Raw genomic sequence first — 14,671 nt, forward strand, 5'->3', positions numbered from 1 at the left:
AGCGGACTCAACCACGGTGGCCGAGCTTGTCGGGGCCTTGGGCGCAGTTGTCGGGTCGGTTCGTTGTCCGGGCGGTGGCCTCTTGCGCTGCGTCTCGTCGACCCTCGCTCGCTCGCGTCTCGTCGCGGAACCGCGTTGCGAGGCTCCGAGCCCGACGGCAACCCTTGCCAACCAGGGTGCCCGAGCCCGAGTGGGCTTCGACAGACTCGGCCCTCCTGGTAGGACTTGCTGCCTTGGTGGTCCCGGTCTTTCGATCTGGTGGCCTCGACAGACTGGGCCTTCCTGGTACGGCTTCCTGCCTGGGTGGCTACCGTGCTCGGCCCGGGTTGCGCTCGCCAGAATTGGACGTTGTGGTCGGAGTCGTGTCGTGGTGACCACGGTCTCCGAGCATTTCGAGCGTCGAAAGCAGTCGGCGGACTTCATATGGACGTCTACCGGTAGCCCTGACGATCCGCGCGTCCGCAGAGGCGAAACGAGTCCACCCTTCAACATGAGTATCGGCGTCGGGTCCGCAGCCTCGCAGCGCGGTTCCGCGAGAAGACGCGAGCGAGCGAGCGTCGACGAGACGCAGCGCCAGAGGCTGCCGGCCCGGCGGCGAGCCATCCACTATTGCGACACGCTCCCCACGACAGTGCTTTGCGTCTGCATTCGGTGCCCCATCGAGCGTCTAGTAGAATTCTCGGCGTACTGACCGCTGGAATCACAGTGATGTGTTTTACGTGATGTTTCACGTGGAACATCGACGCTGACCTTCCCCGAGACCGCGGTTGTCAGGCGAGACGAAGGGCAGAACCACCAGTGAGCAGCGCGACCTCTACGCAGCGTCCTGCGGGAACGCCCCGAATCATCCCCCGCGATGAAAAGCGCGACTTTCCGAAGCCTTCGGATCCCCGGGTGATGGTAGTGGTGAACCAGAAGGGCGGGGTCGGCAAGACCACCACGACGGTGAATCTGGCCGCTTCCCTGGCCAATGGGGGCCTCAAGGTGTTGGTCCTGGATCTCGACCCCCAAGGAAATGCGTCCACGGCTCTGGGAGTGGACCATGGACCAGGCACACCTGGCACCTACGAGGTGCTGATGGACGGCGTACCGCTGGCCGACGTCGTGGTCGACTCTCCGGAGGCGCCCGGCCTGCAAGCCGTTCCCGCGACAGTTGATCTTGCTGGAGCCGAACTGCAGTTGGTGCAGATGGTGGGCCGCGAACAGCGGTTGGCCCGCGCCATTCGGGCCTACCTCAAGGACCACGACGTCGACTACATCCTGTTCGACTGCCCGCCGTCGCTGGGGCTGCTCACCCTGAATGCCCTGGTGGCGGCCGGGGAGATCATCATCCCGATCCAGTGCGAGTACTACGCCCTGGAGGGTGTCTCCCAACTGATGAACACCATCGGCGTCGTGCAACGGGAACTCAATCCTGATCTTGATCTCTCCACGGTGCTGCTCACCATGTTCGACGCCCGCACCAAGCTCTCGGCCCAGGTGGCTCGCGAGGTGCGGCGCTACTTCAGTGACCAGACCCTGAACGCCCAGATTCCCCGCAGCGTACGGATTGCCGAGGCACCCAGCTACGGCCAGACCCTGCTCCAGTTCGACCCGACCTCCGCCGGTGCCAAGGCCTATTGGCGTGCCGCGCAGGAGATCGCCAACCGTGGAAAGGCGCGTTGATGCCCGCAAAACACCAGTCCGGACTGGGCCGAGGCCTGGGGGAACTCTTCCAGCGCACCGACGTCGACGAGGACTCCCGCCGCCCGGCCGGGGCGCTGGGTGATCCCGGTACGGCCGAGAGCCAGGAGCATGACCGCTCGGCGCCGCTGGAGGATGGCTCGTACTTCCAGCTGATCCCGGTTGACCAGATCCGCCCCAATCCCAAGCAGCCTCGCACGGTCTTCGACGAAGACGCACTGCAGGAACTGGTGGAGTCGATCAAGGAGGTCGGCGTCCTCCAGCCGATCGTCGTGCGCAAGGTTGACCAAGATCAATTCGAGTTGATCATGGGTGAACGGCGCTGGCGAGCCACTCGGGAAGCCGGTCTGGAGCGGGTGCCGGCGATCGTTCGCGGTACCGATGACGGTGACCTGCTGCGCGACGCCCTGCTGGAGAACTTGCACCGGGCCCAGCTGAACCCGCTGGAAGAGGCCGCTGCCTACCAGCAGATGCTGAGCGACTTCGGCTGCACCCAGGAGGAATTGGCAACCAAGATCAAGCGGTCCCGTCCCCAGATCTCCAACACCATCCGGCTGCTCCGGTTGCCGGCCCCGGTGCAGCGACGGGTGGCGGCCGGGGTGCTCTCCGCTGGCCACGCCCGGGCACTGCTGATGGTGGAGGACCCGGTGGCCCAGGAGCGCCTGGCCCAGCGGATCGTGGCCGAAGGGCTGTCGGTGCGCGCCGTGGAGGAGATCGTCGCGCTGGGCGGTGCCGAGGCCGGACCAGAGCGCCGGACCCGGGCCCCGAAGGAGCCGTCGCCGCGTGCGCTGGAGCTGTCAAACTCCTTGTCAGACCACTTTGACACCCGGGTCAAGGTGGACATTGGCCGCAAGCGGGGCAAGATCACCATCGAGTTCGCCAGCGAGGATGACCTGGAGCGGATCCTCAACATCGTCAATGGACAGTGACCAACTCAGGCATTAAATAGATTTGGGGCTTTGTCGACAATTCGACAAAGCCCCAAATGGTTGGTTGATGGACTTCGGCTACGGGTGGCGCAGAGTCGGTGGCACCCATGTGCCCGAGAGTTCTCAGGCGTCGAGACTCCCCATGCGTCGCGACCAGTCCGCCAGCTTGGCCTGCACGTCCTTGCGCGCGGAGTGCTCGGCGACAAAGGAGAGGAAGGGGACGGTGCCGGCCAGGGCGATCAGCAGCAGGCGCTTCCAGGACCAGCGGGCCCGACGGCCAAGGTCATAGGCGGTGATCAACAGCCCCATGTAGAGCCAGCCGTGGGGCAGGCCGGTCCAGGTGACCACCGTGTCATTGTCGGCCAGGTACTTCATAGGCATGCCCACGCACACCAGCACCACCAGCAGGATGCCGGTCACATAGGCGAAGAAACGGTAGCGACCCAGGGCGCCGCGCAGCCCGCGCAGATCATTCTCGTCCAGGTCGTCGAGGTAGTCGTCAGGAGTCTCAGTCACGGGGCCAAGCCTACCCAGCGTCGGCGGAACGCCCCACCGCTCGCACGCCGGCGGCGGTGGCCACCGCCCCGAAGGCCGCGAAGGCCCACCACTGCAGGGCATAGCCACGGTTGCGGGTCGTGCCGCCGCCCACGTCGGGAATCACCGGAACCGCCTCGCCCAGACCCTGCGCGCGCGCGGGCTCGCCGGGTTGGGTGATGAAGCCGTCCAGCATGGGCGCCGGCCACAGCTGGGCCAGCTGTTCCAGCCGGACGCTGGCCAGGGTGCCGGCCGGGGCGCCCGCGGGCACCGGCTGCGTGCCGCGGGACTGGGTGGGCAGGATCAAACCGGTCACCTGCTGTGCCCCGGCAGGAGCGGCTGGAACGGCCTGGCCCTGACCGACGGTGCCCCGGACGACGGCCACCGTGTGGCCCTGGTTGGTACGAAAGGCGCTGACCACCTGCAGCGGGTACTCGGTTCCCGCCAGCACCTGCTTGCCCGGGAGGTACTGGCCGGTGGTCGTGACCTGCCGGCCGTAGAGATCACCCACCTTGCCCCCGGTGAGGCTCTGTTCCAGATCGACGGCGGGAGCGGCGGCCCGCTGGGCCGCGCTGCCGTCGGCCTGGGACTGGAAGACCTGCATCTGCCACAGCCCCAGGAAGACCATGAACAGGGTCAGGGCCCCGCCCAGCAGAGCCACGAGGAGCTGTTTGATCTTGGTCATCTCTCGGCGGCCTCCTGGACCAGCGTGCTGTAGAGCTTTCCAAGATCAAGTTCTGCTGCCTCCATGGCCAGCGGGGCCAGAGAGGTCTCGGTCATCCCGGGGGCCGTGTTGGCCTCCAGGAACCAGGGCTCACCGTTGTCGTCGACGATCATGTCCACCCGTACGACGCCGTCGAGGTGCAGGGCCTCCACCACGCCCCGGGCCAGTGCGTCGGCCTTCGCGGCGGCGGATTCGTCCAGCTCGGCGGGTACCAGGAAGCGGGTGAAGCCGGCGGTGTAGCGCGCGTCGTAGTCATAGATGCCGGACTCGGGGCGGATCTCCACCGCGGGGAGCACCCGGGTGCGTTCCTTGCCCACCAGGATGGTGACGGCCACCTCGGTGCCGGCGACGAATTCCTCCACCACCGCGACCGGGCCATAGGCATAGGCGGCCACCAGCGCCACCCGGAGCTCGTCCATGGAGTTGACCTTGGTGGTGCCCAGGGCGGAGCCGCTGCGGGCGGGCTTCACGATCAACGGGAAGCCGAGCCGCTCGCCCAGCGCGTCCACCAGGGCGTCGGCCCCCAGCTCCCGGAAGATGTCGTGCGGCAGGGCGACCTGTTCCGGCGCCTTCCAGCCGTAGCGGCCGACGACGGTCCCGGCGACCGACTTGTCGAAGGTGGTGCGGCAGGCGGCTCCGCTGCAGCCGACGAAGGGCACCCCCAGCAGTTGCAGCACCTCCCGGACCGCACCGTCCTCGCCCAGCCCGCCATGCAGCATCGGCACCACGACGGGCCGGTCCAGCCCCCGCAAAAGGCCGACCAGATCGGAATTGATGTCGGACTCGATCACTCGGTGGCCGGCACGGCGCAGGGCCTGCGCCACCCGACGGCCGGAACGCAGGGAGACGTCGCGCTCATGCGAGAGGCCACCGGCGAGCACCACGACGGGTGCCAGGGCTTGCTCGGCTCCCTTGTCCTGCGGGGCGCCGTCCACCTGCTCGGCCACGGGGGTCTGCGCTTCCTGGGTGGGGCGTTCGTCGGTGACGGGATCGGACATGCTGTGCCTTCCGGTGATTCTGGGGGTGGTGCTGGGCAACCATGATGTGGAGCTGCTTTGTGGGAGCTGTTCCGTGGTGGAGCTTTTCCGTTGTGGCGAAGGGGGTGGGCACCCCGGGGTGGTGAGGGGTCTGGTGCGGGTCAGAGGGTCTCGGGCGCTGGTCCGTCGATGCGACGGTGCACCGGGGAGGTGCCCAGGCCGAAGGTGTGGTGCAGGTCCAGCTCCCGGTTGACCACGTCGGCCAGCCGGCGCACCCCCTCCCGGATCCGGTCCGGGGGCGGGTAGCAATAGCTCAGCCGCATGTTGCGGCTGCCCAGGCCATCGGCGTAGAAGGCGGTGCCGGGGGTGTAGGCCACCCGGGCGGTGACGGCGCGGGGGAGCATGGCCTGGGTGTCCAGGCCCTCCGGCAGGGTCACCCAGACGAAGAAGCCACCCTTCGGCTCGGTCCAGGTAGTGCCCTCGGGCATGTATTCCGCCAGCGCCTCCAGCATCGCGTCGCGGCGGGCCCGGTACATGTCCTTGAAGGTGACAATCTGGGCCTGCCAGTCGTGCTGGTCCAGGTAGGAGCTGACCGCGTACTGGCTGAAGACCGGCGGGCACAGGGTGGCGGCCTCCTGGGCCAGCACCAGCTTCTCCCGCACGGCGTGCGGCGCCAGCACCCAGCCAACCCGGAAGCCGGGGGCGAAGGTCTTGGAGAAGGAACCCAGGTAGATGACCTGCTCGTCGTCCAGGGAGCGGATGGCCGGCACCGGCTCCGAGTCCAGGGTGAGCAGGCCGTAGGGGTTGTCCTCCACCACCAGGATGTCCAGCTCACGGCAGACCGCCAGCAGCTCGCGGCGGCGTTCCAGCGTCTGGGTGATGCCCGACGGGTTGTTGAAGTTGGGGATGGTGTAGAGGAACTTGGGCTTCTTGCCGGCCGCGGCACAGGCCTCGGCGGCGGCGCGCAGCGCGTCGGGTTGCAGGCCGGACTCGTCCATGGCGACGTGGACCACCTCGCACTGGTAACTGCCGAAGGTGCTCAACGCCCCCACATAGCTGGGTGCCTCGGTGAGGATCACGTCGCCGGGATTGCAGAAGATCCGGGTGACCAGGTCCAGTCCCTGCTGGGAGCCGCAGGTGATGGTGATGTCGTCGGCGTGGGCGTTGATTCCCTCCAGCGCCATCACCTCACAGATCTGCTCCCGCAGGAAGGGTTCGCCCTGGCCGGAGCCGTACTGCATGGCCTGCTGGCCGCGGGTCATCACCAGGCCGGAGAGGGCGTCGGCCACCACATTCAGCGGGAGGTCGGCGATGTTGGGCATGCCGCCCGCCAGCGAGACCACCTCCGGCCGGTTGGCCACCGCGAACAGGGCGCGTACCGCGGAGGCTCGCATCCCGTGGGTGCGGTCGGAATAGCTGGAATGGTAACGGTCCAGCCGGGTGTCTCGTCGTTGGGGTTCAGGCAGGCTCACGCCCCTACTCTGCCACGCCGCGCCAGTGCGTGGACGCGTGCTCACCGTGCAGGGCGCGGTTCTTGCGGCTTGCCGTCGGGCTGCGGAGCGGGCCAGTAGCATGGCAGGCGCCGGCGGGCGACGGGGCCGTCGGCCTGGCTGGTGGGAGGCGACGATGGGACGCGGGAGCAGGGTGCACGCGGTGGTCCCCGGGGATCTGGCGGGGCTGTTGCCCGGCTGTCAGGGCCATCCCGAGCTGGAGTACGCCCTGCATGACCCCGCGGCGGGATGGGCGCGGGCGGCCATGGCCCAGTGGGGGCTGTGTGGCGTGGCGATGCACGACGAACAGGACGCCCCGGTGGCCCAGGCGCTGGTCTGTCCCGGGCTGAACCTGCCCCCCGAGCACCCGCTGGTGCACTGGTCCAAACTGCCCGACGCGGCCTATCTGCTGGCACTGGTCACCCACACGGACGACGACGAGGCGGCGCATGCCCAGGTCAGGCTGCTGGTGCAGGGCTTGGCGCGGCACCTGCACGGCCAGGTGGACACCCTGGAGGCCGTCGGACGCCATGCCGCCCCCAGCTGTCTGGAGCCGCCGGTGGGCTGGCTGACCGCCGCGGGTTTCCAACCCGTCGACGAGTTCCGGGCCGACGGCTGCCAACGGCTCCGCCTGGACCTGGGCACCACCGTGCGCTGGCGGCCCGACCTGGCGCGGGCCTGGCACCTGCTGGGCGGCCTGGTGCCGCGTCCGGTGCCGCCGGCCGAACCCACCGGGCGGCAGGGCCGCACTCAGCAGTAGCACCGACAGGCGTCGCCTTGGCCCGGGTGGCCGCGGTGACCGGTTCCCAGCGTGCGGCTCGGCACTACGTGACTCGGGACAACTATCGCCGTGGTGGGACGCCGCTCTGGTTGGGCTGACCGTCGTCGATGACGGGGGGCGAGGGCGGTGCCCACGGTGGACATGGCAAGGGCCCCGGTCTGCCGTGACCGGGGCCCTTGGTGGGACAGCAGGGGTGGCTCAGGCCACGCGGACCTTCTGGCCGACCTTGATCATGTTCGGGTTCTTGATGGTGGACTTGTTCAGCTTCCACACCTTCTGCCAGGAGCCGGCGCCCGAGCGCTTGGCGATCTTGCCCAGGGTGTCGCCGGGGCGCACGGTCACGTACTTGGCGCCCTTGACCGACTTCACCGGGGCGGCCTTGGTGGTGGCCTTCTTCTTGGTGACCTTCACGGTCTTCACGCTGCTGGTGACGCTGCCGGTGTTGGCGGCCAGGCCATTGGCGCGGGTCAGGCCGGCGCGCTTGGAGCAGACGGGCCACGCGCCGGGGCCCTGGCCCTGCAGGGTCTTCTTGGCGATGGCGATCTGCTGCGCCTTGGTGGCCTTGTTGGCGGTGGGGGCGTACTTGCCGCCACCATAGGCCAGCCAGGTGGAGCGGGTGAACTGCAGGCCGCCGTAGAAACCGTTGCCGGTGTTGATCTGCCAGTTGCCGCCCGACTCGCACTGGGCCACGCGGTCCCAGACGGTGCCCGCGGCCTGGGCGGGGGCGGCAGCGCCGATGCCGACGCCAGCGCTCATGGCGGTCGCGGCGACCAGGGAAACGATGGTGGAAGTCTTCTTCATGAAGAACAACCTAAGCAATCCTGAGTAATTCTCAAAATCGCTCTCAGTGAATCGGGCGGCGTGGCGCGGGGGCAAGCCGGTGGGGATGCGCTATGTCACGCGGAAATTCATCAGTTGAGAGGCGCCTGAGAGCGTTCCGCTGACCGGCACCTCGGCCCCGCCACCGTCAGCCCCCGGCCACCGTCCGCCCGTCGACGTCCATCCGGACCGGGGTGGGAAATTCCACCGTCCGGGAGACCGTGCAGTCCCGCTCATGGGAGAGCCGCACCAGCCGTTCCACCAGCCCGGCCGCCTCGCGGGCGCGGTCATCGTCGCCGAAGACCAGGTGGAAGTCGGCCACCACGTCCCGCAGGCGGGCCCCGCCCGTCTCGTCGGTCATCTTCTGGGCGGAGACCTCCACCTCGAAGCTGGTGGGCTCGGTGCGCCTGGCGGTCACCACGTCGACGTCGATGGCGCTGCACCCGCCGATGGCGGCCAGCAGCAATTCCACCGGGGAGAAGACGTCGTCGCCCTGGCCCAGGCCGATGCTCACGCCCGCGGCATTGGTGGCCCGGTAGTTGCCGGTGCTGGTGCGGCTCAGCCGCACGCTGTGTCGGCCGCTCACTTGGCCATCTCGTCGGCGAACTTGTGCGCCACCACCATCAGGTCGGAGCGGCTCTGCCCCACCAGGTCAACGATCAGGATCGCGGTGTCATCACGCATGATCGCGCAGCCATCCCGGTTGGAGTCCACGCTGGTGCCGCAGTAGCCGTCGTCGGTGGCCACCACGGTGTTCATCCCCATGTCCGCCATGAACTTCTTGGGATCCTTCTCCGGCCGGCTCATCAGCAGCACGACGCTGTTCTGCCCGCTGCGGGCATAGGTGGCGGAGATGGTGGACGTCTTCGTGGTGGGATTGGCCGACGGGGTGTCGTTGGCATTGGCGTCCCGGGAGAACTCGTCGACGGCCAGGGGTGGCACCATCGCCCATGGGGTGCGCGGTCCGGAGGCCGTCACCACCACCTGCGGTTTGCCGGTGTTCATCCGCCACGCGACGTAGGCGGCGCCGGCCACGGAGGCCAGGATGAGCAGGGTGCCGATCAGTACCAGCGCCCAGCGCGGGAAGCGGCCGCTGTGGATGGCCGGGCCCACCTCCAGCTCGTCGGGGCCGGTGCTGGCGCCGGGCGCGAGCTGACTGGAGCCGTTGATCGGCGAATTGCCGGGAGTGCTGCTCATGGTCCCCAAGGTAGTGGAAAGCGACAACCGCGGGCACCGGTAGGGCCCGCGGTTGTCAAGGAGTGGTTGAGCCTTCAGCCGTCGGGCCGGCCGGCGACTGCGCTCAGAGGTACTCGTTCAGGGCCTTCAGCAGCGCACCCTTGGTCTTGGCGCCCTGGAAGGACTTCACCACCCGTCCGTCCTGCCAGATCTGCAGGGTCGGCAGGCTGAGGATGCCCTGCTCGGTGGGGATCTGGGTGTTGGCGTTGGTGTCCATCTTCACGAAGTCCACCTGGCCACCCAGCTCGGAGGCCAGCTCGTCGATGATCGGGCTGAGCTGCTTGCACGGGCTGCACCAGTCGGCCCAGTAGTCCACCAGGACCGGCTTGGGGTTCATCACGACCTCGTCGACGAAGGTCTTGTCGGTGACGTCCTTGACATTGCTCATGGCTTCTCCTTGTTGCCCCTCGACAGGCTCGGGGATCGTGATTGCGGTTGGTCTTGGTCAGGCCTGGACGTTCTCGTCGGCCAGGTCGGCCAGGAAGCGCTCGGCGTCCAGGGCGGCCTTGCAGCCGGAGCCCGCGGCCGTGATGGCCTGGCGGTAGGTGTGGTCCACCAGGTCGCCGCAGGCGAAGACGCCGGACAGGTTGGTCTTCGTGCCGTCGGCTTCGGTCAGCACATAGCCGGCGGCGTCCAGCTCCACCTGCCCCTTGACCAGCTCGGAGCGGGGATCGTGGCCGATGGCGACGAACAGGCCGTTGACGGGCAGTTCCTTCTTCTCGCCGGTCTGGTTGTTCTCGATGGTGACGGTCTCCAGCGCGGGCTCCCCGGCCATCGAGACGACGTTCGAGTTCCACTCGATGGAGATCTTCGGGTCATTCAGGGCGCGGGCGGCCATGATCTTGCTGGCGCGCAGCTCATCGCGACGCACCACCATGGTGACGGTGGAGCCGAACCGGCTCAGGAAGGTGGCCTCCTCGACGGCGGAGTCACCGCCGCCGACCACGACGATCGGCTTGTCCTTGAAGAAGAAGCCATCGCAGGTGGCGCACCAGGAGACGCCGCGGCCCGAGTACTTGTCCTCGTCGGCCAGGCCCAGACGCTTGTAGCCGGAGCCGGTGGCCAGGATGACGGACTTGGCGCGGTAGACCCGTCCCTCGGAGTCCGTGACGGTCTTGATCGGGCCGGTCAGGTCCAGTTCCTCAGCGTCGTCGGTGACCAGCTCGGCGCCGAAGCGCTCGGCCTGGGCGCGCATGTTCTTCATCAGGTCCGGGCCCATGATGCCGTCGGTGTAGCCGGGGTAGTTCTCCACCTCGGTGGTGTTCATCAGCGCACCGCCGGCGGAGAAGGCGCCCTCGATGACCAGCGGCTCCAGGCCGGCGCGCGCGGTGTAGATGGCTGCCGTGTACCCGGCCGGGCCGGAGCCGACGATGATCACCTCGCGCACCTCCTGACCAGCATCGACGGCCGGGGTGGCGGGCTGCTCGTCGGGGGTGATGTCGTCCAACGAGATCAGGCCGCCGGTATTCAGGCCAACGGTGTTCAGGGCGGGTGTGGTCATGATGTCCTCTCGCGCGGGGATACCGCGGTGGCGTGCTGCGGGAAGCACTCTACCGAGGCTTGCTGGTGCAGCAGTGATTCGCCTCCTCAACCCCAGACGGCGGCGGAGTATTCCGCGCCCGTGCCCCTCGACAGGGTCGGGGATCGTGGTGGGGTGGGGTGCCGACGCATCCACGATGGCCGAGCCCGTCGAGGCCCGGGAGAACTGGCCGGGCCCCGCCACGACGTGCGTGACGGGGCCCGGTTGTTCAGTGCGCCAGTGCTGCGGGCGCCCTGCGATCACTTGTCGCCGCAGCAGCAGCCCTTCGCCTCGGTTTCGGCGGGCTTGGCCTCGTTGCACCCACAGGCGCACTCGGGCCCACAGGTGCACTTGCCGGTGGTGCAGTCGCAGCCACAGGTGCAGGGCTCGTTGCACGAGCAGGCGCAGTCGGGGCCGCAGGTGCAGTCAGCGGCGGGGCGTCCGCAGCCGCAGGTGCACAGGCGCACCTCGTCGGCCGCCTCGGTGGTCTCGGCGGGGGCCGCGGTGCCCTCGATGGTGATGGTCTGGTCCTTGTGGCCGCCGCAGCAGCCGCCTTGGGTCTGTTCGGTCATGGCAATCCTCCTGGTCTGCGTCGGCAAGAGCCGACAGCTCGAACCCTATGCAGTCGGACCGCCACCGCCCACCCCGGGGCCACAATCCTCAACCGACCCACCAGATCTCAGTCCAGCAGCGCGACCAGGGCGTCCACACCCACCGGTTCGGCCGTCTGGCTGGCCAGGACGGCCATCCGTGACGCGCGGCGATCCACCTCCGCCAGCAGGGCCTGCTCATTGCGCGCCCGCTGGGCCAGCAAGGGCGAGTGCGGCTCCGCCTTCGCCAGCGAGTTGTTCACCACCCAGGCCCACGGCCTGATGCCGGCACGTTCCAGCTCCTCGGCCAGGCCCCGGGCCTCCAGCACCGGCGTCGTCTCCGGCAGGGTCACCACGATCACCTTGGTGAGTTCCGGATCCTGCAGCCGCATCAGCGGCGTGGTCATCCGCGCCGCCTGCGTCTGGTCCAGATGACGGGTGATCTCGCGGTGGTAGGAGCCGGTGGCATCCATCAGCAGGAGGGTGTGTCCGGTGGGTGCGGTGTCCATCACCACGAAGCGGTGCCGGGCCTGGTTGACTGCCCGGCTGAACTGTTGGAAGACCGCGATCTCCTCGGTGCAGGGGCTCTTCAGGTCTTCGGCCAGCGCGGCGCGGCCCGCGTCGTCCAGGCTGGCGCCCTTGGTGCGCATCACCTGCTGCCGGTAGGCGGCGATCGCGGCCTGCGGATCGATCGCGCTCACCTCCAGCCGGGGCAGTTGGTCGGGCAGGGCGGTGCTCAGGTGCGCGGCCGGATCGGTGGTGGTCAGCAGCACGTCGTTGCCGCGTCGGGCCAGCTCTACGGCGATGGCCGCGGCGACGGTGGTCTTGCCGACGCCACCCTTGCCCATCGCCATCACCAGACCGTGGCCCTGGGATTCCACCTCGTCCACCAGGGTGCGCAGGCTGGAGGCTTCGACGGGCTCTGCCGTGGGGGGGTGCTCCGGCACCGAGGACTCGGGCGCTGCGGTGCTGAGCAGTGAGTCCAGCGCGGCGGGGCCCATCATGTTGACCGGCTTCAGCTCGATCAGGTCGCGGGGCAGCGACGCGAGCGGGCCCGTGAGCTGGGCCAGGGCGGCTTGCTCGCGCTCCCGGATGGCCCGGTGCAGGGGGTCCGGGGCCTCGGCCGACGCGAGTTCCGGCAGGACGCCGTTGACCACCAGATGGGTGGCGTGGATGCCCAGCTCCGCCAGCTCCTGCTGGGTGCGGGCCACCTCGTCCAGGGTGGAGTGCTGGGCGCGGCTGACCAGCACCAGCCGGGTGCGGCTGGCGTCGGCCAATGCAGCCACCGCGTTGCGATAGGTGGCGCGGCTCTTCTCCAGGCCGGAGAGCGGACCCAGGCATGAGGCGTCGCCCTTGCCTGCGTCCAGATAGTCGGTCCATTCGCCGGGCAACTGGAGCAGCCGGATGGTGTGCCCTGTCGGGGCGGTGTCGAAGACGACGTGGTCATAGCCGGCGGTGGCCGCCGGATCGGCCAGCAGGCTGGTGAACTCGTTGAAGCTGGCCACCTCGGTGGTGCAGGAGCCGGACAACTGCTCGGTGATCTCCGCGAGGGCAGAGGCGGGCAGCACGGCCCGCACCGGAGCCAGGATCTTGGATCGGTAGGCATCGGCTGCCTGCTGGGGATCGATCTCCAGGGCGTCCAGATCCGGGACGTCGGGGATGGGGGTGATCCGATTGCCAATGGCGACGCCAAAGACCTGGCCGACATTGCTCGCCGGATCGGTGCTCACCAGCAACACTCGGCGGCCAGAGCGAGCCAGGTGCAGGGCGGTGGCACAGGCGACGGAGGTCTTGCCGACTCCGCCCTTGCCGGTGAAGAAGAGGTGCCGAGGTGGATTGTCGAGGAAGTGCAACATGGTCATGGTCCTGGTCGTGGTCCTGGGTTCGGGCGAGCGGTTCAGCAGCAGCCGGTGCCACCGCAGCAGCCCCCCTCGTCAAGGGTCTGGGTCTCGACGGTGGTCAGGGTGGGCCGCCCGTCGGCCTCGGGGGCGGTCAGCCCGGCCCAGCGGCGCAGCTCGTCGCGGCTGGGGTAGCGCCCGGTCAGCACCGTGACGTCATCCACCAACACCAGCGGAAGGCCCTCGGAGCCGGCGGTGTGCAGAAAGGCGACGGCGGTCTGGTTCTCCGTGAAACGGATCGGGTCGGTGCCCAGGTTGGTGCGCTCGATGTCCGCACCCTCGGCGGTGACTGCCTTTACGTCGGCGGTGATGTCCACCAGGGCCTGGTCGACGTCGGTGCCGCAGACCCCGGTGTTGCAGCACAGGGCGGGCTCGAAGATGCGGATGGCGGTCATGGCTGTCTCCTGTGACTCGATGCGCCGGCTTGGCCGACGTATTGATAGATGTCGATGACTCCAGCATCTCGCCTTGTATCGACGAATGTCAATGCGATTGGTGGATCTGGGATAGCATCGGGGCATGGAAGCGTCCGGGATCCAGGATGAGTGCTGTGCGCCGTCGCCCCACGTGATGAGCGTCGAACAGGCCGAGGCGCTCACCGCCAGCATCAAGGCCCTGGCGGACCCGGTTCGGCTGCGAATCTTCCATCACGTCGCGGTCAGTGACAGCAGCGTCTGCTTCTGCCATCTCCCAGAGGCCTTCGGGGTCAGCCAGCCGACGCTCTCCCACCACCTGAAGAAACTCACCGAGGCCGGGCTGGTCAACCGTGAGATGCGCGGCCGCTGGGCGCACTACACCCCCCGCCCCGAAGGGCTCGCGGCGCTGCGGGGATTCCTGGGGGAGCTTCCGTGACGTCGCAGTCGGGCCCATCGACAGGATCGGGGATCGTGGTCGGGTTGCTGCCTCGAGGATCCAAGCCCTGGTGAACGAAGGAAATGAGGAACTCATGAAGCCCAGTGTGTTGTTCGTCTGCGTCGGCAATGGCGGCAAGAGCCAGATGGCCGCGGCCCTGATGCGGCTGCGCGCCGGGGATGCCGTCGAGGTGCACTCGGCCGGCACCTGGCCGGGAACGAAGCTGAACCAGGAATCCTTGGCCAGCATCGAGGAGATCGGCGGCAGCTTCGACGGCGAACGCCCCAAGGCGATAGACCCCGACCTGCTGCGCCGGGTGGACCGCACCGTGATCCTGGGCGACCAGGCCGTCGTGGAGCCCGTCGAGGGGATGCGCGGCACGATCGAGACCTGGCTCACCGACGAACCGTCGCTGCGCGGCATCGAGGGCGCCGAGCGGATGCGCCTGGTGCGCGACGACATCGACGCCCGGGTAAAGGCCCTGCAGGCGGAGCTCGAGTGGACGGGTGCACAACGCAAGCATTGAGTGTTCGCCCGGACAAGGGCTTCGACGGCCAGTGCCTGACCTGACCGTGGCCGCCCAGATCGGAGTAGTTGAATCCAGCTGGCTCCGTAGCTCTGGCCGATGGCCTGTGGCAG

General features: G+C 68.6%; 17 protein-coding genes. 5 read left to right on the top strand and 12 right to left on the bottom strand.

What is annotated here, in order from left to right:
- Positions 1-897 precede the first annotated feature (897 nt).
- Together AAEX60_RS00740 and AAEX60_RS00745 are read left to right on the top strand one after the other, a co-directional pair.
- On the top strand, positions 898-1,665 hold the full coding sequence (locus AAEX60_RS00740; RefSeq protein WP_342100471.1) for a ParA family protein: 768 nt from the start codon (positions 898-900) through the stop codon (positions 1,663-1,665).
- Positions 1,665-2,612, top strand: coding sequence for a ParB/RepB/Spo0J family partition protein (locus AAEX60_RS00745; RefSeq protein ID WP_342100349.1), 948 nt, complete (start codon positions 1,665-1,667; stop codon positions 2,610-2,612). Before AAEX60_RS00740 ends, AAEX60_RS00745 begins: the two co-directional genes overlap by 1 nt.
- 123 nt (positions 2,613-2,735) lie before the next feature.
- Here AAEX60_RS00745 and AAEX60_RS00750 read toward each other — a convergent pair whose 3' ends face one another.
- The 4 genes from AAEX60_RS00750 to AAEX60_RS00765 form a co-directional block, all read right to left on the bottom strand.
- Positions 2,736-3,128 (bottom strand): DUF3817 domain-containing protein, encoded by a 393-nt coding sequence (locus AAEX60_RS00750; protein WP_342100351.1) that lies wholly within the window; start codon positions 3,126-3,128, stop codon positions 2,736-2,738.
- Positions 3,129-3,138: 10 nt separating this feature from the next.
- Positions 3,139-3,831 carry an SURF1 family protein gene (locus AAEX60_RS00755; RefSeq protein WP_342100354.1) on the bottom strand — a complete coding sequence of 231 codons (693 nt, stop codon included), beginning with the start codon at positions 3,829-3,831 and terminating at the stop codon, positions 3,139-3,141.
- Positions 3,828-4,868, bottom strand: coding sequence for a D-alanine--D-alanine ligase family protein (locus AAEX60_RS00760; protein ID WP_342100357.1), 1,041 nt, complete (start codon positions 4,866-4,868; stop codon positions 3,828-3,830). The genes AAEX60_RS00755 and AAEX60_RS00760 overlap by 4 nt, the downstream gene beginning before the upstream one ends.
- A 140-nt stretch (positions 4,869-5,008) precedes the next feature.
- Positions 5,009-6,319 carry an aminotransferase-like domain-containing protein gene (locus AAEX60_RS00765; protein WP_342100360.1) on the bottom strand — a complete coding sequence of 437 codons (1,311 nt, stop codon included), beginning with the start codon at positions 6,317-6,319 and terminating at the stop codon, positions 5,009-5,011.
- A gap of 154 nt (positions 6,320-6,473) precedes the next feature.
- On the opposite strand from AAEX60_RS00765, the gene AAEX60_RS00770 reads away from it, so the two are divergent.
- Positions 6,474-7,097, top strand: a complete 624-nt coding sequence (locus AAEX60_RS00770; RefSeq protein WP_342100362.1) for a hypothetical protein — start codon at positions 6,474-6,476, stop codon at positions 7,095-7,097.
- A 219-nt stretch (positions 7,098-7,316) separates the two neighbouring features.
- Here the strand turns inward: AAEX60_RS00770 and AAEX60_RS00775 are convergent, their stop codons facing one another.
- The 8 genes from AAEX60_RS00775 to arsD form a co-directional block, all read right to left on the bottom strand.
- Complete coding sequence (locus tag AAEX60_RS00775; RefSeq protein WP_342100364.1) at positions 7,317-7,919, bottom strand: transglycosylase family protein; 603 nt, start codon at positions 7,917-7,919, stop codon at positions 7,317-7,319.
- Positions 7,920-8,085: 166 nt separating this feature from the next.
- Positions 8,086-8,523 (bottom strand): OsmC family protein, encoded by a 438-nt coding sequence (locus tag AAEX60_RS00780; protein ID WP_342100366.1) that lies wholly within the window; start codon positions 8,521-8,523, stop codon positions 8,086-8,088.
- Positions 8,520-9,134, bottom strand: coding sequence for a hypothetical protein (locus AAEX60_RS00785; protein WP_342100367.1), 615 nt, complete (start codon positions 9,132-9,134; stop codon positions 8,520-8,522). Before AAEX60_RS00785 ends, AAEX60_RS00780 begins: the two co-directional genes overlap by 4 nt.
- 103 nt (positions 9,135-9,237) lie before the next feature.
- On the bottom strand, positions 9,238-9,561 hold the full coding sequence (gene trxA, locus AAEX60_RS00790) for a thioredoxin (RefSeq protein WP_342100369.1): 324 nt from the start codon (positions 9,559-9,561) through the stop codon (positions 9,238-9,240).
- 57 nt (positions 9,562-9,618) lie between these two features.
- Positions 9,619-10,674, bottom strand: a complete 1,056-nt coding sequence (gene trxB, locus AAEX60_RS00795) for a thioredoxin-disulfide reductase (protein WP_342100372.1) — start codon at positions 10,672-10,674, stop codon at positions 9,619-9,621.
- A 278-nt stretch (positions 10,675-10,952) separates the two neighbouring features.
- Entirely contained in the window at positions 10,953-11,264 is a 312-nt protein-coding gene (locus tag AAEX60_RS00800) for a hypothetical protein (protein WP_342100374.1), read from the bottom strand.
- Positions 11,265-11,371: 107 nt separating this feature from the next.
- Positions 11,372-13,138 carry an arsenical pump-driving ATPase gene (gene arsA, locus AAEX60_RS00805; protein WP_342100375.1) on the bottom strand — a complete coding sequence of 589 codons (1,767 nt, stop codon included), beginning with the start codon at positions 13,136-13,138 and terminating at the stop codon, positions 11,372-11,374.
- Between the two features lie 41 nt (positions 13,139-13,179).
- A complete protein-coding gene (gene arsD, locus AAEX60_RS00810; RefSeq protein WP_342100378.1) occupies positions 13,180-13,575 on the bottom strand; it encodes an arsenite efflux transporter metallochaperone ArsD in 396 nt (131 codons plus the stop codon).
- 124 nt (positions 13,576-13,699) lie between these two features.
- Here arsD and AAEX60_RS00815 point away from each other — a divergent pair, with 124 nt between their 5' ends.
- Complete coding sequence (locus tag AAEX60_RS00815) at positions 13,700-14,032, top strand: ArsR/SmtB family transcription factor (protein ID WP_342100380.1); 333 nt, start codon at positions 13,700-13,702, stop codon at positions 14,030-14,032.
- 70 nt (positions 14,033-14,102) lie between these two features.
- Positions 14,103-14,558, top strand: coding sequence for an arsenate-mycothiol transferase ArsC (locus AAEX60_RS00820; protein ID WP_342100381.1), 456 nt, complete (start codon positions 14,103-14,105; stop codon positions 14,556-14,558).
- Positions 14,559-14,671 lie beyond the last annotated feature (113 nt).

This window comes from Luteococcus sp. H101 (assembly GCF_038433155.1).
GTDB lineage: Bacteria > Actinomycetota > Actinomycetes > Propionibacteriales > Propionibacteriaceae > Luteococcus.